Raw genomic sequence first — 18,974 nt, forward strand, 5'->3', positions numbered from 1 at the left:
GCTTATTCCGCCGCTGCCAGCGAGAGGCTCTCAAGAGCGAAGAACAGCGCGCCATTGTCGTTGCGGATGGGGATCGTGCGCACCTCGCCCTCGTCGGCGCCGAGCGCCTTGCCGGTCTCGAGCGAGATCACCCAGTTGTGCAGCGGGCAGGTGACGGCCGTGCCGTGTACGATGCCCTGGGAAAGAGGGCCCCCTTTATGCGGGCAATGGTCCTCGATCGCGAAGACCTCGTTCTCGGCAGTCCGGAAGACGGCGATCTTGCCGTTGGGCGTCCTGACACAGCGGGCCCCCCGCAGCGGGATGTCGTTGATGTCGCCGATTGCAATCCAGTTCATGTTCATCGGTCACTCCGCTGCCTGATTGAAGCCGACCGTCGCCATCGGCCGGAACTCGTGCTTGTCCTTGCCGGAGACGCGCTCCGACCAGGGATCGACCTGGGCGAATTTCTGGCTGAAGACGAAGCGGTCGAAATAGGCCCTGCGCTTTTCCGCATCCTCCATGATCTGCCGGCGGATCTCGTCCAGACCGATGCGCTTTGCCCATTTGTAGATGCGCTCGAGATAGCGGGCCTGCTCGCGATACATCTGCGTCAGCGCGACGATATGTTCGAGCGCCTCGTCCTCGGTCCTGACCAGACCCAGAACCTCGGTGCCCTTGATGTCGAGGCCGGCCGCCCCTGCGAAATGGATCTCGAAGCCGGAGTCGACGCAGATGACCCCGACGTCCTTGCAGGTCGCCTCCGCGCAGTTGCGCGGGCAGCCGGAGACGGCCATCTTCAGCTTGGCCGGCGTCCAGGAGCCCCACATGAATTTCTCGATGCGGATGCCGAGGCCGGTCGAATCCTGTGTGCCGAATCGGCACCAATCGGAGCCGACGCAGGTCTTCACCGTTCTAAGCCCCTTCGCGTAGGCCTGACCCGAAACGAAGCCCGCCTGACCGAGATCGGCCCAGACGGCGGGCAGATCCTCCTTCTCGATGCCGAGCAGATCGATGCGCTGACCGCCGGTCACCTTCACCAGCGGCACGTTGAACTTGTCGACGACATCGGCGATGGCGCGAAGTTCCTTCGCATTGGTGACGCCGCCCCACATGCGGGGTACGACGGAATAGGTGCCGTCCTTCTGGATATTGGCGTGGACACGCTCGTTGATGAAGCGCGACTGGTAATCGTCGGCATATTCGTCCGGCCAATCGCAGACGAGATAGTAGTTGAGCGCCGGGCGACACTTTGCGCAGCCGCAGGAGGTCTTCCATTCCAGTTCCTGCATGACGGCGGGAATGGACTTCAGCTTCTTCGCCTTGATCAGGCGCCGCACGTCGTCATGGCCGAGCTCCGTGCAGGTGCACATCGGCTGCACCGCAGCCGGATTGTAGGTGTCGCCGAGCGTCAGCGACATGATCTGCTCGACCAGGCCGGTGCAGGAACCGCACGAGGCGGAAGCCTTGGTATGGGCGCGCACGTCGTCGAGCGAGGTCAGGCCCTTGGAGACGATCGCTCCGACGATCTTGCCCTTGCACACGCCGTTGCAGCCGCAGATTTCCGCATCATCCGGCAAGGCTGCAACGGCCGCCGTAGGGTCCAGCGGAGATCCCCCCTGATAGGCCTGGCCGAAGATAAGGGTGTCGCGCATTTCGGAGATATCCGTGCCGCGCTTCAAAAGGTCGTTGAACCAGGCTCCGTCGGCGGTGTCGCCGTAGAGCACGGTACCGATGATACGGTTGTCTTTCAGTACGAGCCGCTTGTAGATGCCGGCGGTGGCATCGCGCAGTACGATCTCCTCGCGTCCGTCGGCATCGGCGAAGTCGCCGACCGAATAGAGGTTGATGCCCGTCACCTTCAATTTGGTCGGCGTGTCGGAATGCGCGAAGGCGGCGCGGCGGTCCCCAGCGAGGTGGGAGGCGGCGACGCGCGCCATTTCGTAAAGGGGCGCGACGAGGCCGTAGACCATGCCGCCGACTTCGGCACACTCGCCGAGCGCCATGATGTCCCCATCGGACGTCTGCATTCCGGCGTCGACGACGATGCCGCGATTGACGGCCAGCCCGGCCTCCTTGGCAAGACCGGCATTCGGCCGGATGCCGACAGCCATCACCACCAGCGTCGCCGGAATGATCCGGCCATCGTCGAGCTCGATGCCCTGGACCTTCTCCTCGCCGAGGATGCGTTTCGTGTTCGCCTTGGTGACGACCTTGATGCCGCGTTCTTCGACGGCCTTCTGCAGGAGGTAGCCTGCGGCCGGATCGAGCTGGCGTTCCATCAGTGTCGGCATGACGTGCAGAACGGTGACGTCCATGCCGCGCGCCTGAAGACCAGCTGCCGCCTCCAGCCCGAGCAGGCCGCCACCGATGACGACGGCCTTTTCGCGCGATTGCGCCGCGAGCAGCATCGCCTGCACATCGTCCAGGTCGCGATAGGTGATGACGCCGCGCAGTTCCTTGCCCGGCACAGGGATGATGAAGGGCACCGAACCGGTGGCGATCACCAGCTTGTCATAGCTTTCCGTAACGCCGTGGTCGGAAGTGACGGTCTTGGCGTCGCGATCGATCGCAACGATTTTGTGGCCCTTGTAGAGGGTAATGCCGTGCTTGATGTACCACCCATCGCCATGGATGATGATTTCTTCATACTCCTTCTCACCGGATAGCACCGGCGAAAGCATGATGCGGTCGTAATTGACGCGCGGCTCGGCGTTGAAGATCGTCACGGCATAACGCCCGGGCGCCTTTTCGAAGAGCTCTTCCAGCATCCGGCCCGGAGCCATGCCGTTGCCGACGATGACGAGTTTTTCGAGTGCAGTTTCAGTCATGTGGTCACTCCGCAGCTTTACGAAGCGCGCGCTCGTAGAGGAATTCGAGCAGTGCTTCGCGGCAGTTCAGGTCGGTTCGATTTGGCCGGCCGAAAACCGGCATTAAAAAACGCCGCTCGGAAATCTGCGCTCCGGGACCGGGAGGAAACCCTTACGGAGGCAAAGACCTTGCGACGTCGGTGTCTTCGGCAGGCGTATGTGGCGCCTGGCTCGCTTCAATCGCCGTTGACCGAAGCAGGTGTAGAAATGCAAGTGCCGTGCCAGATATCCGCCCGCCGGCCATCTCCTTGAAAAATCTGCAAAAGGCGGACAACGCCCTTTGTCTTCGAAGTAAGCCCGCTGATTTAAAAATAAGCCGTTTGCGTGCAGTGATGAAATTTTGTGCGGCTCGCCTCTGATCAGCCGAGTGTGCACGGTCTCGCCGCGCCCGTTCTTGCCTAACTCCGTCATCCTTCGGCTTGACCTTGGTCAAGGATGACGCTGTGAGAAGCCGGAGGATCGCGGGCTGCGGAAGGATTGACTGCAGGCGCTCCAGATCCCGACGGCCCGAAAAAATTCATTTGGGAATGGATTGTTCGCGCAATCTGGAACCCTGGCGATGTGAAAAGCCTGAAGGTTTTCTTTGTCCTCATGGCCTTTGAGCGACGATTCACGGCTTGACGCCATTCGTTCATTTGTGAATACATTATTCAAACTTGTGAAAGTCCGGAGGCGGAGTCCGGAATAGGGAGGACAGCATGAAGACCTTGATCGCTGCGGCCGCAATGGCTGCATTGTCGTTCTGCGGCATTGCCAACGCGCAGGAATACAGCCTGCGATTTTCGACCTCGCAGGTGAATCCGGACGAGCCGATCATCAAGGCCATGAAAACCTATGCCGAGCGTGTCGGTGAGCGCTCCAGCGGACGCATCGCCATTACCGTCATGACGGGCGATCAGCTCGGCGCGCAGAAAAAGGTCAACGAGATGGTCATGAGCGGCGCAAGCCTGCTCAGCGCCACTGACTATGGTCAGCTCGGCCAGTTCGTGCCGGATCTGTCGATCCTTGCCGGCCCCTATGTCTATCCGGATTTGGCGGCGACGGACCGTCTCTTCGCTTCGGATCTCTATAGGGACCTTTCCAGCAAGCTGGAGGCGCGGGGCATCAAGATCATCATGCCGAACGGCCTATTCGGCTACCGTCACATCATCGCCAACAAGCCGGTTCGCTCACCCGCGGACCTGGCCGGCGTCACCATTCGCGTGCCCTCGTCGCCGATCATGATGGCGACTTTCGGCAATTACGGTGCAAGGCCGACGGAATTGCCGTGGGGAGACGTCTACAATGCGTTGCAGACCGGAGTCGTCGACGCGGCCGAAGGCCCCTTCGGGTCGATAGCCGGAGCGAAGCTGAACGAGACCCGCAAGGTCATTTCGAAAACCGGCCACCAGATCATGTTCACGGCCTGGGTGGCTTCCAGCCAGCTCTTCAACAGCCTGCCCGAAGACCTGCAGAAGATTCTTCTGGAGGAAGGGCAGACAATTGCCAAAGAGCTTACGCAGATGACGCTGGACACGGACGATGCCTATGCAAAGCAGCTCGCCGCCTCCGGCGTCGAGATCGTGACCGATGTCGACATTCCGGCATTCATCGAGGCCTCGCGTGCAGCCTATGAGAAGGTGCCGAACATCACGCCCGGCATCTACGATCAGGTGCAAAAGGCGATGGCAGAGTAGGCGACGCCGTTTCGAGCGGGATGCGGGCGGAGAGACCGTATACACGTCATCCCGCTCTTGGACGCTGCTGCCGCGGGGGGCCGTCTTCGCCGGCCGGATCGCGCTCCGAACGTCAATCGGGCCCTGCATCGACGCCAGCTCGGATTGCCCCTCAACAATCGAGGCATCATGGAAAGCTCACGCCCGCCGGAGGAGATAATTCCTCTCATCAGCCTGCGCCGCGCCGATGAGGCAATCGGCGTCGTGGCGCTCCTCGTCATCGTCTTCTCGATCCTTTGGGGGGTCGTCAGCCGTTATGTCTTCCCCCAGCCGGCCGCCTGGACCTATGAGCTGGCGATGATGGCCTTCGCCTATCTCGTCTTCTTCGGTGCCGTCGCCGGCGTCCGTCTCGGCACGCACGCGGCGATCGACGTGCTTGTCGCGGCTCTCCCGGACAGCTGGCGAAAAGCCGTCGCCTGGTTCAACTATCTGCTGCTGGCACTCTTCTTCATCGTCATGACCATCCTCTTCGCGTGGCAGGCCTGGATCTCACGCAATGTGCATACGATCGCCCTCGATCTGTCGCGCAGCCTGTCCTATGCGCCTCTGGCGCTCGCCTCTGCCGGGATGTTCGTCCAGCATCTGATCGTGGAGAGGCCCTGGACCGTCCGTCAGCACCGCAATTTGGAATCGTTGATATGACCCTGTTCCATTTGGCCGGTCCCTCGCTTCTCGTCGTCGTCCTGTTTTTGCTGTCGACGCCGATCACCTGGGCCATGGCGATCGGAGCGTTCGCTTTCTTCCTCATCAATAGGGACATGATCCCGCTCGCCAATTTCGCCCAGGAAATGGCGGAGGGCAGCCAGTCCGTGTCCTTGTTGGCGCTGCCGCTGTTCGTTCTTGCCGGCTGCATCATGAACGCGTCCGGCATCACCCGACGCCTTTTGGCGCTTGCGGACATGCTTGTCGGCCACATGACGGGCGCGCTGGCGCAGATGTGCACCGTGCTCGGCACCTTGCTCGGCGGACTTACCGCATCTGCCAATGCCGATGCGGCGATGCTCGCCAAGACGCTCGGCGTCGAGATGTCGCAACGGGGCTACAGCCGGGCCTTCGCCGCGGTCATCACATCGTCGGCGGCCATCATCACGAGCCTCATTCCGCCGTCGATCGGTCTTATCGTCTATGGTTTTCTCGCGGAGACGTCCATCGGCCGGCTCTTCGCAGCGGGTGTGGTGCCTGGCCTCGTGCTGGCGACCGGGCTCATGGTCACCACCTATTTCATCGCCCGCAAACGCGGTTACAAGCCGTTGCGCAAGGAGCGTGCCACCCGCGCGGAGGGCATCCGGGCGCTGATCGACGGGCTCTGGGCGCTGTCGATCCCGGTGGTGATCTTCGCCGGTACGCGATACGGTCTTTTCACGACCACAGAAGCCGGTGCGGTGGTCGTCGTCTATGTGCTCTTCGTCGCCGTGTTCGGTTACCGCGAATTCACCTTTCGCCAGATCCCGGAGGTGCTTGCCGAGGCCGTGCGCGATTCGGCCGTGGTCATGATCATGATCTGCGCGGCGGCAGCCTTCGGTTTCTATCTCGCCTGGGAGCAGGTGCCGCAGGCCATGTCCGGCTGGCTCGGCGAAGCCACCGACAATCCGCTCCTGATGCTGCTCCTCATCAACGTCCTGCTGATCGTCATCGGCACGGCGATCGAGGGGTCGGCGGCACTGATCATTCTGACGCCGATGCTGATTCCGATCATCGATGGCGTCGGCATCGATCGCGTGCATTTCGGCGTCGTGTTTATCACGAACCTGACCATCGCCGGCATCACGCCGCCAGTCGGGGGATTGATGTACATTTCGTCCATGGTGCTGAAAGTGCCGATGATGGCCTATGCCCGCGAGGTGCTGCCATACTTGGCGATGATGATGGTCATTCTCGTCATGCTGAGCATGTTCCCCCAGCTGTCGCTTTGGCTGCCGAACCTGGTCTATGGGACGACGGCGGTCCAATAGCGCGACGAAAGACGGCCTCTGCGCCATGGTGGCGCATAGGCCGGAAACGGCTCCGATAATCCCGACTTTTTACGCAGGTACTGACTATGGATGAGTTCACGCCCACCGTCGGAGTTTCTTCGACACGTCCCGCCGACATGCCGGAAGACCATGCCGCCTTGCCGGTCTGGAACGCCGAAAACTGGTTCTACGAGGATTGGCCCGTCGGTCAGCGCATCCGGTCGTTACGCCGCACGATTGGCGAGAGCGATAGCCACCTCTTCAACACCCTGGTCGTCGACATCCATCCTTATGTCCAGGATCAGATGTTTGCGGAGCGGGAAGGCATCTTCGGCCGTCGTCTCGTTGCCGGCGCCTTCGTGTTCTCGGCCGGTCTCGGCCTCGTCGCCACCAATTGCGTCAACGCCTTTTCCTATGGCTACGACAAGCTCCGATTCATCAAGCCGGTCTTCATCGATGACACCATCTACACGATCCGGACCAACATGGAAAAAACGCCCCGTTACAAAGACCTCGGGCTCATTCGCGCCAGCTACCAAGTCTTCAAGAACGAGGGCGAGCTGGTGCTCTACTGCGAGCATCTGCAAACGGTGAAATACAAGAACCCCGCGGATTTTGTCGGCAAGACCGAGAAGTAGAAAACAGAAACCGAAGAAACGAGCGTTCGCTTGCCGGCGTCGCCGTAATCGGCATGAGCTCGTTTCCCTCGCATCCTGTTGCACCGCCGGGTCTCGTAGCGCGGCCATCCTCCAGAATTCCGCCCGCCGACATATTCCATCGATCGCATGTACTCATGCGAACACGGAATAAAAACGTTTATATTTTTCATTGAAATCGTTTTTATCAGCTGATACGGCTTTCGTCGGGAGGCCGATCATGGAAAACACGCAGTCGCCGCGCGCACGGCCGGGGATCAAGGCTCTGGCCGAGGCCACGGGCTATTCCATTGCGACCGTGTCGAAGGCGCTCAACGGCTCTCCCATGGTTGCCCCGGCCACGAAGGCACTCATCCATCGTGCCGCGGCGGAGATCGGCTATCGTGCCAACGCCCGCGGCATGGCGCTGAGGACCGGCCGGACCTGCCAGGCTGCCGTGCTCATGCCGGTAACGGCTGCGCGCGACTATGAATGGGACGGCGTCGAATATACCCAGATACTCAGCGGCATCAGTCAGGCGCTGGAAGGCAGCGACTATCGCATGTCGGTCCATGTCGTGCGCAATGTGGAGGACGGCTGCGAGGCGGCGCGCCGGGTCATCGATGAGGGTCTGGCGGACGGACTGATATTCTCAGGCATACGCGCCGACGACCCGCGCATCGATCTCCTGGTCGAGAGCCAGTTTCCCTTCGTCTCTCTCGGTCGCTGCCGGAAACCCCTCGACTACGCACATGTCGATATCGACAACGAATGGGCGGCCCATGCGGCGACCGCCCGGCTGATTGCCGGCGGACACCGGCGGATCGCGCTCGTCAATCCGCTCCGGCATCTCTCCTACGCCGAGGACAGGGTGGACGGCTTCATGCGGGCTTTTCGCGAGGCGGGCCTATCGCCGTCCGACGATCTGATCGCCGAAGGCGATCTCTCTACCCAGTTCGGCCGCGAGAGCGCGCTCGGTCTTCTCGACGCGGCGCGGCCGCCGACGGCCTTCGTCTGCAGCAACGAGTCGACCACGCTCGGAGTGCTTTCGGGCCTGGGCTCGCGTGGACGGCGGATCGGCGTCGATGTCGACGTGGTCGCCTATGACGACATCAATGTCAGCGCCTATTTCACGCCGCCGATCACGACCTTCTATCAGCCCATCGAGATACTCGGGCGAACCCTCGGGGAGTTTCTGCTGCGGCGCATGGCGGGAGAGGACGCGCAAACGTTGAAGCAGGTTTTCAGGCCAACGCTGATCGAGAGGCAGTCCGACAATCTCGGCGGGCGCCTGGCGCAGTCGGCGTAGGAGAAGAATTCACAACGGAGGAGAACCAAAGTGAAAACACTCGTAATTGCACTTGCGATGGCGGCCCTCGTCTCAGGCGGCGCGTCGGCCGCCGATCTCGGCGGGAAGCTGCTGAAGGTCGGCTCGGACACGACCTCGCCGCCGATGGAGAGCGTCGATCCCGCGACCGGCCAGATCGTCGGTTTCGATATCGACGTGGTGAATGCGATCTGCGCAAAGATCAACTGCCAGGCGGAATTCGTGACCACCGGTTGGGACGGCATCTTCGCAGCGCTCGATCAGGGCAACTTCGATCTCGTCGCCTCGGGCGTGTCGATCACCGAGGAACGCAAGAAGGCCATGGATTTCTCCGATCCCTACATCGTCAACAGCCAGGCGGTGCTGATGCGGGTCGAGGACCAGGGCGTGTCACTGGAAGACTTCAAGTCGAAGGGGAAGAAGCTTTCCGCCCAGGCCAACACCACGGATGCGCAGGTCGCCGAAGGGGTGGTCGGCAAAGAAAACGTCGTCGCCTATGACAGCTTCAGCGCCGCGATCATCGCGCTCAAGAACAAAGATGTCGACGGCGTCGTCATCAACGGAGCCAATGCTGCCGCTTACGAACGCGAGTTCGTCGGCGAACTCGTGGTCGCGATCCGGGACCTCGAATCTGATCCGCTCGGCCTCGTCTTCCGCAAGGGCGATGCCAACGTCGCCGCCTTCAACGAAGGACTGAAGATGATCCGCGACGACGGCACGCTGGATCAGCTCGTCAACAAATACTGGGGCGTGAAATAACCTCATCCGAGCACCCCGGAGCAGTCTGCGCTCCGGGGCCGAATTTCTGCGCAGAATCCCCGGAGGGATGAATGTCGTTCCTGAGAAGCGTGCGGCCCAGCAATCTGATCATTCTGACAGCGCTGCCGTTCATCATCTATCTTTTCGCCTCCTCCGGTGACTACCAACGTTCGCTGAGAGCCATTCTCGGAGTCGAGAACGGCTCGTCCGCCTTCGTACCTGGCTTCCTTGCCCTGCTCGTCGCCTTCGGCTCGGGTATCGCCGTTCTCGTCTTTTCCCAAGCCAAGGCGCCGCGGCCGCGGCTGGCGCTCGCTGCCGCCGTGCTCAATCTCGCTGCGGCGGCCATCCTGCTTCTGAGCGACGCCGTTCATCCCTACCTTGCGTCGGTCGTCGCCAATGCCGTCGATCCCTTCACGTCCGATCTCGTCGTGAAGGGGCTTAGCCCCCGGCGATTGACGGACGCCGCGGACATGACCCTGCGCGGCATCGAAGCCGTGCTTTTTCCGGCCTATTTCGCGCTGACCCTGTTCGGCTCCATGCTTTTCTTCGGTGCCGGCAAGGCGTCTGCGCAGGAGAGCATCCTGCATCGCGCAGGAGCGTGGAGCATCGGCCTCGTCAACGGTACGGGGCTCCTGTTCATCCTCTTCTTTGCGCATATCGCCTTTGCCGCCGGCGTGGCGACCACGGTCCGCGCGGCCATTGCCGCCTATCTTCTCGCTGCGATCATCGGCCTCATCTGGGTCGGATTGCTTCAGTTGCATTATACGGCGCGCACCAGCCTCTTCTTCGCGCTCGCGACCCTCGGCCTGGTGCTCGTCGCCGCCTGGTTCCTGTTGCAGCCTCGCACGCCATATGTGCTTGCGGGGCGGCTCGACGGCAGGGTCGCGATCGTCAGCAACACGCCGTCCGGCCTCATAGGCGCGGTGCGCTTCGGCCAATATCCGGGCGCGCCCGCTGAAGAGGCGGCGGTACGAACCTTCCTTGGCCCGGCGGAGGCAGTCGCGGCGATGGAAAAGGACGAGGTGACGGCCGCGCTTCTGCCGGCCGAAGCCGTGCCCGGGGGCTTGCCGCTCCTTTGGGAAACGGCGGCTTTGAACGATCGAGACCGGGCCGCAGGCATCACTTTCGCCGTCCTGGCAATCATCCTCGGTCTGCTCACCTTCGGCGGCTATCTGCACCGTCGTCATCCCCTGGCGATCGGCTCGGAATTCGTCGTCGATACGATCCGCGGCATTCCGATGCTGGTGATCGTGCTCTATGTCGGCCTGCCCTTGAGCGGGGCGTTGAAGGATGCGACGCAAGGCGTGCTCGACCCGCCGAATCTGATGCGCGGCATCGTCGCCATGGCGCTTGCCTATTCCGCCTATCTGGCGGAAATCTTCCGCTCCGGCATCAACGCCATCCCGGTCGGCCAGATCGAAGCGGCGCGCAGCATCGGGCTCAACCGGTGGCAGACGGCGCGGCTGGTGGTCCTGCCGCAGGCGTTCCGGATCATCATTCCACCGCTGGGCAACGAGCTGATCGCGATCCTCAAGGACACGTCGCTCCTATCGATTCTGTCGATCCGCGACATCACCCAGCGCATGCGCGAGTTCCAGTCGGCGAGTTTCCTGCCCTTTGCGCCCTATAACTCGGCAGCCATCTTCTACATCTTCCTGACGCTCGCGGCGGCGAGCCTCATCAACATGATCGAGCGGAAATATGACATCAAGCATCGATAGGAGAGGGGAAGAGGGTCCGCGCACGGTGCTGATCACCGGTGCATCGCGGGGCCTGGGTCAGGAGCTTGCACGGCAGTATGCAGCCGCCGGCTGGCGGGTGATCGCCTGCGTCCGCCAACCGTCGGCGAGGGATGGGGAAACCGGCATCGAACGTCGGATACTCGACGTCACGGACGCGAGGTCGATGGCGGCGCTTGCCGAAAGCCTCGGCGAGCGGCCGATCGATGTCCTCATCAACAATGCCGGAGTCCGCGGCGACACAGGCGGACTGTCGACCGTCAGGCCCGAGGATTTCCTGGAGGTCATGCGTGTCAATGCCCTTGCGCCGATCCTGGTCGTGCAGGCGCTGCTGCGAAATCTCCTCGCCGGCGGCGATCGCATCGTCGCCAATATCAGCAGCCGCGCAGGATCGCTCGCCGAGGGCACGCTCGACGACGACGAAGGAGACTATGCCTATCGTTGCTCGAAAGCGGCGCTGAACATGGCCACGGTCAAGCTCGCCCAGGATTTGCGCCCCCACCGGGTCACCGTGCTGTCGCTCCACCCCGGCTGGGTCAGAACCGATATGGGCGGCCATCAGGCGAGCGTGCCGGTTGCGGAAAGCGCCGCCGGCCTGAAGGCGATCATCGACAGGGCCGGGCTCGACGAGAGCGGCAGCTTCCGGGCCTTCGACGGAAGAACGGTATCGTGGTGAAGCGAGGGGGACGATGACGACGAGCGAGTTCAAGAACGTGCAGGAAATAGAAGCAATCGAAGCGCTGCTTGCCCGCGAATACGGCGTCGCGGGAGAAATCGTGGCGCTGCCCGGCGAGCACGATCTCAATTTCCGTATTCAGGCGAGCGACGGTCGCGCGTTCCTCCTGAAACTGCATGCCCTCGGCGCGCCCGAGGAGCTCGACATGCAGATTGCAGTTCTCGACCATCTCGCGCGCGAGGCGACGGATCTGCCCGTCTCGAAGGCCTTGCCGAGCCGCTCCGGCGCCTCGTTCACCCGCGTCGAATTCAAAGGAGAGCGTGTCGCACGTCTGCTGACGTGGCTGCCCGGGGAGATCTGGGCACGAGCCGCCAACCGCTCGAGCAACAGCGCCGAGACCCTTGGGGCGCTGCTCGGCAAGCTCGACCGCAGCCTCGCCGGTTTCTCGCATCCCGGCGCAAGGAGAGAGTACGCCTGGGATATCGCCCGGGCGGAAATGCACCTCGCCAATGTCGATCTGATCGAGGATGTGGAAAAGCGGAGCGCGGTTCGCGCGATCCTCGATCACTTCGTCTCCACCGTGCTGCCGCGCCTTGAGGCGTGCCCCCGGCAGGTCATCCACAACGATGCGAATGACTATAACGTGCTCGTCGGCGCCGACGGCTGCGTCAGCGGACTGCTCGACTTCGGCGATATGGTCGAGAGCTATCGGGTGGTGGAAGTGGCCGTCGCCTCAGCCTATGCGCTGATCGGCACGCCGGATCCGATCGGCGCCATCGCGCGGCTGGCGGGCGCCTATCACGGCGTCAATCGGCTCGGCGAAACGGAGGCCGAGCTGATCTTCGATCTCGTGCGCACCCGCTACGCCGTCAGCATGTGCATGGCGGCAAGGCAGATCCGCGACAACCCCGAGAACGCCTATCTGCTCGTCAGCCAGGAGGACGTCTGGCGCGAACTGAGACGCCTCGAGCAAGAGAACCGCTCGTTCGCCATCGCCCGCCTTCGCGACGCCTGCGGCTTTGCACCCATCCCGAGGGCCGCACGGGTGGTGCGGTGGCTGGAGCGCAATGCGCATGATTTTTCGGGCGTCATCAAGCCGGGCATTGCAAGGCCGAAGGCAGCCGTCTTCGATTTCTCGGCGAACAGCTCGGAGAACTGGGCAGGTCTCGACAAGGACGTGGCGCAAGCGCGCATCGAAGCGCATATCCATGCGGAGGGGGCGGATTTCGGCCTTGGCCTCTACGGGGAGGACAGAGCGGTCTACAAGGGTGACGCCTACCAGGCGACTGCAAGCCTGCGGCGCACGATTCACCTCGGCATCGATCTCTTCGCTCCCGCCAACGAGCCGGTGCATGCACCCTTCGCCGGCAAGGTCGCCTTCTACCACGACGACGCGGTCCCTTACGGTTTCGGGCCGACAATTCTGCTCGAACACACGACGGGCGAGGGCGACACGTTCTGGACGCTCTACGGGCATCTCTCCCGTGAAAGCGCCTCACGGCTTTCGATCGGCCAGCCGGTCGCCAGGGGCGAAGCTTTCGCGACCCTGGGGGATCGCGCCGAAAACGGCGGCTGGGTTCCGCACCTGCATTTCCAGATCGTCACCGATCATCTCGGCCTCGAGGGCCGCATGCACGGCGTCGGCGTCAGAGAGCAGTGGCAGGTCTGGCGGGAGATCAGCCCGGATCCTAGCGTCGTGCTCGGCCTTTCCGTTCCGGCGTCGGTGATCGTCGAGCGCGACAAGGCGTTCCTGGTGCGCGAACGCCAGCGCCGCATCGGTCGTTCCTTAAGCATCGCCTACGGCGCGGCGCCTCTGAAGATCGTCGCCGGCGAGGGCGCCTACCTGATCGATGACGAGGGTAGGCGCTGGCTCGACATGGTCAACAATGTCTGCCATGTCGGCCATTGCCATCCACGCGTCGTGAAGGCGGCGCAGATGCAGACGGCGCGGCTCAATACCAATTCGCGCTATCTGCATGACAGTCTGGTGGAATATTCCCGACGGCTTGCGGCGCTCTTCCCTGATCCGCTGAACGTCTGCTTCTTCGTCAATTCCGGCAGCGAAGCCAACGATCTCGCGATCCGGCTGGCGCGCGCCTATACCGGCAACCGCGACGTCATCACCGTCGATCACGCCTATCACGGCCATCTGACGAGCCTGATCGATGTCAGTCCCTATAAATTCGCGGGCAAGGGCGGGGAAGGGCGGTCGGCGCATGTGCGGGTTGCCGAGATGCCGGACCTCTATCGGGGACGCTATCGCTATGGCGATACGGACGCGGGGCGCAAATATGCCGGGGACGTGCAGCGGCAGATCGATGCGCTGGCGGCGGACGGGCGCAAACCCGCGCTCTTCTTCAGCGAGGGTATTCTCGGCACGGGCGGCCAACTGGTGCTGCCGGAAGGTTATCTCAGAGAGGCCTATGCGCATGTGCGTGCGGCCGGCGGGCTGTGCCTCGCGGACGAGGTTCAGGTGGGCTTCGGCCGCGTCGGCAGTCACATGTGGGCGCATGAGACGCAAGGGGTCGTGCCCGACATCGTCACCATGGGCAAGCCGATCGGCAACGGCCACCCGATGGCGGCTGTGGTGACGACCGAGGCGATTGCCGCGGCCTTTGCAAACGGAATGGAATATTTCAACACCTTCGGCGGAAATCCGGTATCGGCCGAGATCGGCCTCGCCGTACTCGACGTCATCCGCGACGAGCGCCTGATGCACCATTGCGCGGTCGTTGGAAACCGTCTGATGGATGGAGCGCGCGAACTCGCCAGCCGCCACGCGATCATCGGCGACGTGCGCGGCTACGGTCTCTTCAACGGCATCGAGCTCGTGCGCGATCGCGACACCCTCGAACCGGCCGCAGCGGAGCTCGACTTCGTCATTGCCGAAATGAAGGACAGGCACCGCATCCTGCTGTCGAGCGAGGGACCGCAGCACAACGTACTGAAGATCAAGCCGCCCGCGCCATTCAGCGCGGACGATTGCGACCGTTTCCTCGATGCCCTCGACGCGGTGCTGGCACGGGTAGAGGCCGCCTGACGAAAGTTTTCCCTTTACAACGAAGTTAAACGTTTTTATTTCTGATAAAAACGTTTAACAGGCTGACGACCAGGCGGTTGATCCGCCGCCTGGCGGGAGGAGAGTTTGGTCGCTATTCGCATCGACAATCTTCGCAAGTCCTTCGGCTCGCATGAAATTCTGAAGGGCATCGATCTCGAGATCGCCGGCGGCGAGTTCGTCTGCTTCCTGGGGCCGTCCGGTTGCGGCAAGAGCACGCTCCTGCGCTCGATCGCGGGACTTGAAAATCTCAACGGGGGATCGATCCGCCTCGGCGAGCGCGACATCACCGATCTTCCATCCGCCAGGCGCGACATCGCCATGGTCTTCCAGAACTACGCGCTCTATCCGCACATGAACGTGCGCAAGAATCTTTCCTTCGGCCTTGCGCTGAACGGCATGAAGCGAAACGAGATCGAGCGGCGTGTCAACAATGCGGCCGAAATTCTGAGGATCACGGAGCTCCTGGACCGCAAGCCACGCCAGCTTTCCGGCGGCCAGCGCCAGCGTGTGGCGATCGGCAGGGCGATCGTGCGCGAGCCGAAGCTCTTCTTGCTCGATGAGCCGCTCTCCAACCTCGATGCCGGTTTGAGGGTGACGATGCGCGTCGAACTGGCGTCGCTGCACGAACGCCTCGGCGTGACGATGATCTATGTGACGCATGACCAGGTCGAGGCCATGACTCTCTCCCACCGGGTCGTGGTGCTCGACAAGGGACGCGTCAGCCAGTTCGGCACCCCGCTCGAACTGTTCTACCGTCCGACAAATCTCTTCGTCGCCGGCTTCATCGGCTCGCCGCGGATGAATTTCCTGCCGGCGGGCGTCGCGGAGCAGGGCGCAACCCGCGTGACGCTTGCCGGAGGCGGCTTATCGCGGCCGGTGACGCTCGATACGTGTTCGTCCGAACCGATCGACCGGGTTCGTCCGGTCACCCTGGGAATTCGCCCCGACAAACTCGAACTGACCTCCCCGGAGGAGGCGCATCTCGCCGGCACGGTGAGGCTCGTCGAGCGGCTCGGCACCGAAAGTCACGTTCACATCCGTGTCGAGGGCGGTGGTGATCTGACCGCCGTGGTGCGCGGCACCCATCCCGTCGCGAGCCGAGATCAAGTTCATCTCCGCCTTCCCCCCGAGCACTGCCATCTGTTCGATGCAGAAGGCACGGCGATCGCGAGGCGGCTCGACCCGGAGACGAAGGCACTTATCGATAACGAGAAGGCAAGGGGCGCGCGTGCGCCGGTTTTGGAGGAGAGACATGCCTGATATGAAAAGGACGATCATCGGATCGCTTCTGGCCCTGTCGGTTGCCGGCGCGGCGACTGCGCGCGCAGAGGAGGTCTTGCGCTTCGCGACCTGGGACACGGGCGAGAGCCTTGCCATCCAGCAGGCGATCGCCAAAAAATTTGAAGAAAAGCACCCGGGCGTGAAGGTTCAGGTCGAGCCCTATGCCGAGGGCTACGACCAGAAGCTCGTCGCCGCCTTCGGCGCGGGCAATCCGCCCGATGTCATGTATATGTGGAACTTCCCGCAATACTACACGTCGCTGATGCCGCTCGATGAGCTGATCGCGCGCGACTCGGCCGAGATCAAGCCGGACGATTTTCCGGAAGGCCTGATGAACACGGCACGTATCGAAGGCAAGACCTACGGCATGCCCTCGGGTTTCACCACCCAGGTCGTCTTCTACAACAAGGAGATGTTCGCAAAGGCGGGTGTGGAAGAGCCGAAGGAGGGCTGGACCTGGGACGATCTGCGCGCCAAGGCAGCCAAGTTCCGCGACAAGGCCGGCAAGGTCTACGGGTTCGCCGTCGACGCCAAGCCGGACCCCTATGATTTCGAGCAGTTCCTCTGGTCGAACGGCACGAAATACATCTCGGACGACGGCAAGGAGATCGACGGCTACATGAACAGCGACGCGGCTGCCGCGGTGCTCGGCATGTTCGCCGACATGGCCCGGAAAGAAGAAGCCGTGACACTGCACCTCGGAGACGAAACGGGGGGCGACACGCTGTTCCAGGGCGGCAAGATCGCCATGTTCCAGAGCGCCATGTGGGACAAGGCAGATATCGATGCCGCGGGCTTCAGCTATGGCGTCGCACCGCTGCCGACATTCGGCGACCGCCCCGCCCATTCCGCACTCGGCGTTTCGGCGATCTCCATCGCCAAGGACGCCGCCCATCCCGACCTGGCCTGGGAATTCGTGAAATTCTTCTCCTCGCCCGAGTCGGTCGCGATGCGGGTCAACGACCTGCCGGTGCGCAAGAGCGTGGCCGAGGCGAAAGGGATGACGAAGGACCCCGTCTACAAGCCTTTCTTCGATATTCTCGCCACCTCCAACACCGAAAGGCACGCCTATCTGAAGAACGCCAACTGGAGCAAGATCCAGGACAATCTGGCGCGCGCCATCGAGGCGACGATGATCGAGCAGGGCAATGCCAAGGCCCATCTCGACGATGCGGTCAAGCGCTCCAAGCGCCTGCTGAAGTAAGGAGTGCGGGGGATGGACATGGCCGCCCATGCTGAACCGAAGGTGGATGTCGTTCGGCGCAGACGAGCGAATGCCGGAAGGCATCTTGCGCCCTTCCTGTTCATCTCCCCATGGATCCTCGGATTCCTCTTCTTCACCCTCGGCCCGCTCTGCTTCTCGCTGACGATGAGCTTTTTCGACTGGCCCGTCGTCGGCGAGCGCACCTTCGTCGGACTCGACAACTACCGCTCCATGTTCATGGAGGATCCGCAATTCCGGGAGAGCCTCTGGATCACGGTGAAGTTCGCGGCGATCTACGTGCCGTTCAACATCGTCATGTCGCTTCTGCTGGCGCTGTTGCTGCACCATGCCACTTTCGCCAGCGGCTTCTTTCGCACGGTGTTCTATTTGCCGAGCGTGATCTCGGGCGTTGCGCTTGTGACGATCTGGAGCTGGATCTACAGCAGGGAATACGGGCTGTTGAAATTCATGCTGTCGCTCGTCGGCATCGATGGACCGAACTGGCTCGGCGATCCCAGCCTGGCCCTCGTCGCCATCATCGTCGCAAGCCTCTGGGGCCTCGGCGGTACGATGCTGATCCTTCTGACCGGTCTCAAGGCCATTCCGAAAGAGCTCTATGAGGCCGCGACCGTCTCGGGCGTTCCGGGCTGGGCGCAGATGCTGTTCATCACCCTGCCGATGCTCGGGCCGATGCTGATCTTCACCTTCATCACCTCGATCATCTCCGCATTCCAGCAGCTGACGATAGCGCTTCTGCTGACGAAGGGCGGCCCTCTCGGCTCCACCTATTTCTTTGCGATGTACATCTACGACAACGCCTTCAAATATTTCGACATGGGCTATGCCGCCGCGGGCTCCTGGGTGATGTTCGCGATCGTGCTGACACTCAGCCTGGTCGTCATGCGCTGGTCCGCCGCATGGGTCTATTACGAGGGCGAGGTCCGGCCGGCCGATGGAGACCGCAATGCGTAAGACAGTCCTCTATGCGACGCTGCTCCTGCTGTCCGCCCTGTTCATCGCGCCGTTCTACTGGACCTTCATGACGGCGGTCAAAAGCACGGCGGAGCTATATCAGTTCCCACCGGTCCTCTGGCCGTCCGAGTGGCACTGGGAGAATTTCGCAGCCGCCTGGAACAAGCAGCCCTTCGGCACCTATCTTTCGAACTCGCTGATCGTCGTCGTCCTTTCGACGTTCGGCCAGCTTCTCTCGAGTTCGCTCGTCGCCTTCGGCTTCGCCCGCTTCCGGTTTCCCGGACGCGACGCCCTGTTCGTGCTGCTACTCGCGACCATGATGATACCCTGGGACGTGAAGATGATCCCGCTCTACATGGAATTCAACATGCTGGGCTGGATCAACACGCTTAAACCACTGATCGTGCCGGCCTATTTCGCCGACGCCTTCTTCGTCTTCCTGCTCCGCCAATACATCATGACGATACCGATGGAGATCGACGAGGCTGCCCGCATGGACGGTGCCAACAGTTTCGACATCTACTGGCGCATCCATCTGCCTCTGATGCTGCCCGCTTTGGTGCTGGTCGGTACCTTCCATTTCATGAATGCGTGGAACGACTATCTGGGACCACTGATCTTCCTCAACGATCAGTCGAAATACACGCTCACCCTCGGGCTTTCGATGTTCAAGGGCCTGCATGAGATCGACGTCACCTCGATCGCGGCGATCACCGTCATCCTCTGCCTTCCGCCGCTCGCCCTCTTCTTCCTGGCGCAGCGCTATATCATGGATGGAGCCGTCGGCTCTTCGGTGAAGGGATAGGC

The 18,974-nt window shown here is 62.3% G+C and carries 15 protein-coding genes; 13 read left to right on the forward strand and 2 right to left on the reverse strand.

Features of this window, described 5'->3' with window-relative positions; genetic code table 11:
• Nucleotides 1-2: 2 nt before the first annotated feature.
• Nucleotides 3-341 carry a nitrite reductase small subunit NirD gene (gene nirD / locus ACFHWW_RS16375; RefSeq protein WP_379939275.1) on the reverse strand — a complete coding sequence of 113 codons (339 nt, stop codon included), beginning with the start codon at nucleotides 339-341 and terminating at the stop codon, nucleotides 3-5.
• A gap of 3 nt (nucleotides 342-344) precedes the next feature.
• Nucleotides 345-2,807 carry a nitrite reductase large subunit NirB gene (gene nirB / locus ACFHWW_RS16380; RefSeq protein WP_379939277.1) on the reverse strand — a complete coding sequence of 821 codons (2,463 nt, stop codon included), beginning with the start codon at nucleotides 2,805-2,807 and terminating at the stop codon, nucleotides 345-347.
• A gap of 737 nt (nucleotides 2,808-3,544) precedes the next feature.
• Between nirB and ACFHWW_RS16385 the strand changes: the two genes are divergently transcribed.
• From ACFHWW_RS16385 to ACFHWW_RS16445, 13 genes are all read left to right on the forward strand, one after another.
• Complete coding sequence (locus tag ACFHWW_RS16385) at nucleotides 3,545-4,522, forward strand: C4-dicarboxylate TRAP transporter substrate-binding protein (protein ID WP_379939279.1); 978 nt, start codon at nucleotides 3,545-3,547, stop codon at nucleotides 4,520-4,522.
• Nucleotides 4,523-4,690: 168 nt separating this feature from the next.
• On the forward strand, nucleotides 4,691-5,203 hold the full coding sequence (locus tag ACFHWW_RS16390) for a TRAP transporter small permease (RefSeq protein WP_026168964.1): 513 nt from the start codon (nucleotides 4,691-4,693) through the stop codon (nucleotides 5,201-5,203).
• Nucleotides 5,200-6,513 (forward strand): TRAP transporter large permease, encoded by a 1,314-nt coding sequence (locus ACFHWW_RS16395; RefSeq protein WP_379939281.1) that lies wholly within the window; start codon nucleotides 5,200-5,202, stop codon nucleotides 6,511-6,513. The genes ACFHWW_RS16390 and ACFHWW_RS16395 overlap by 4 nt, the downstream gene beginning before the upstream one ends.
• 86 nt (nucleotides 6,514-6,599) lie before the next feature.
• A complete protein-coding gene (locus tag ACFHWW_RS16400; RefSeq protein WP_324763593.1) occupies nucleotides 6,600-7,151 on the forward strand; it encodes a MaoC family dehydratase in 552 nt (183 codons plus the stop codon).
• Nucleotides 7,152-7,389: 238 nt separating this feature from the next.
• Nucleotides 7,390-8,457 carry a LacI family DNA-binding transcriptional regulator gene (locus tag ACFHWW_RS16405; RefSeq protein ID WP_379939284.1) on the forward strand — a complete coding sequence of 356 codons (1,068 nt, stop codon included), beginning with the start codon at nucleotides 7,390-7,392 and terminating at the stop codon, nucleotides 8,455-8,457.
• Between the two features lie 30 nt (nucleotides 8,458-8,487).
• The gene (locus ACFHWW_RS16410) at nucleotides 8,488-9,234 is read left to right on the forward strand and encodes a transporter substrate-binding domain-containing protein (RefSeq protein ID WP_275599235.1); all 747 of its coding nucleotides are present in this window, start codon (nucleotides 8,488-8,490) and stop codon (nucleotides 9,232-9,234) included.
• Nucleotides 9,235-9,305: 71 nt separating this feature from the next.
• Entirely contained in the window at nucleotides 9,306-10,955 is a 1,650-nt protein-coding gene (locus tag ACFHWW_RS16415; RefSeq protein WP_379939286.1) for an amino acid ABC transporter permease, read from the forward strand.
• Between the two features lie 25 nt (nucleotides 10,956-10,980).
• Nucleotides 10,981-11,649, forward strand: a complete 669-nt coding sequence (locus tag ACFHWW_RS16420; protein WP_379939391.1) for an SDR family oxidoreductase — start codon at nucleotides 10,981-10,983, stop codon at nucleotides 11,647-11,649.
• Nucleotides 11,650-11,662: 13 nt separating this feature from the next.
• Nucleotides 11,663-14,689, forward strand: coding sequence for an aminotransferase class III-fold pyridoxal phosphate-dependent enzyme (locus ACFHWW_RS16425; RefSeq protein ID WP_379939288.1), 3,027 nt, complete (start codon nucleotides 11,663-11,665; stop codon nucleotides 14,687-14,689).
• A 105-nt stretch (nucleotides 14,690-14,794) separates the two neighbouring features.
• Nucleotides 14,795-15,970 carry an ABC transporter ATP-binding protein gene (locus ACFHWW_RS16430; RefSeq protein ID WP_379939290.1) on the forward strand — a complete coding sequence of 392 codons (1,176 nt, stop codon included), beginning with the start codon at nucleotides 14,795-14,797 and terminating at the stop codon, nucleotides 15,968-15,970.
• A complete protein-coding gene (locus ACFHWW_RS16435; RefSeq protein WP_379939292.1) occupies nucleotides 15,963-17,195 on the forward strand; it encodes an ABC transporter substrate-binding protein in 1,233 nt (410 codons plus the stop codon). The genes ACFHWW_RS16430 and ACFHWW_RS16435 overlap by 8 nt, the downstream gene beginning before the upstream one ends.
• Before the next feature lie 12 nt (nucleotides 17,196-17,207).
• The gene (locus tag ACFHWW_RS16440; protein WP_379939294.1) at nucleotides 17,208-18,167 is read left to right on the forward strand and encodes a carbohydrate ABC transporter permease; all 960 of its coding nucleotides are present in this window, start codon (nucleotides 17,208-17,210) and stop codon (nucleotides 18,165-18,167) included.
• Nucleotides 18,160-18,972, forward strand: a complete 813-nt coding sequence (locus tag ACFHWW_RS16445) for a carbohydrate ABC transporter permease (RefSeq protein WP_379939296.1) — start codon at nucleotides 18,160-18,162, stop codon at nucleotides 18,970-18,972. The genes ACFHWW_RS16440 and ACFHWW_RS16445 overlap by 8 nt, the downstream gene beginning before the upstream one ends.
• Nucleotides 18,973-18,974: the final 2 nt, after the last annotated feature.

The organism is Sinorhizobium sp. P24N7 (genome assembly GCF_042436655.1).
Lineage (GTDB): Bacteria > Pseudomonadota > Alphaproteobacteria > Rhizobiales > Rhizobiaceae > Sinorhizobium > Sinorhizobium meliloti_A.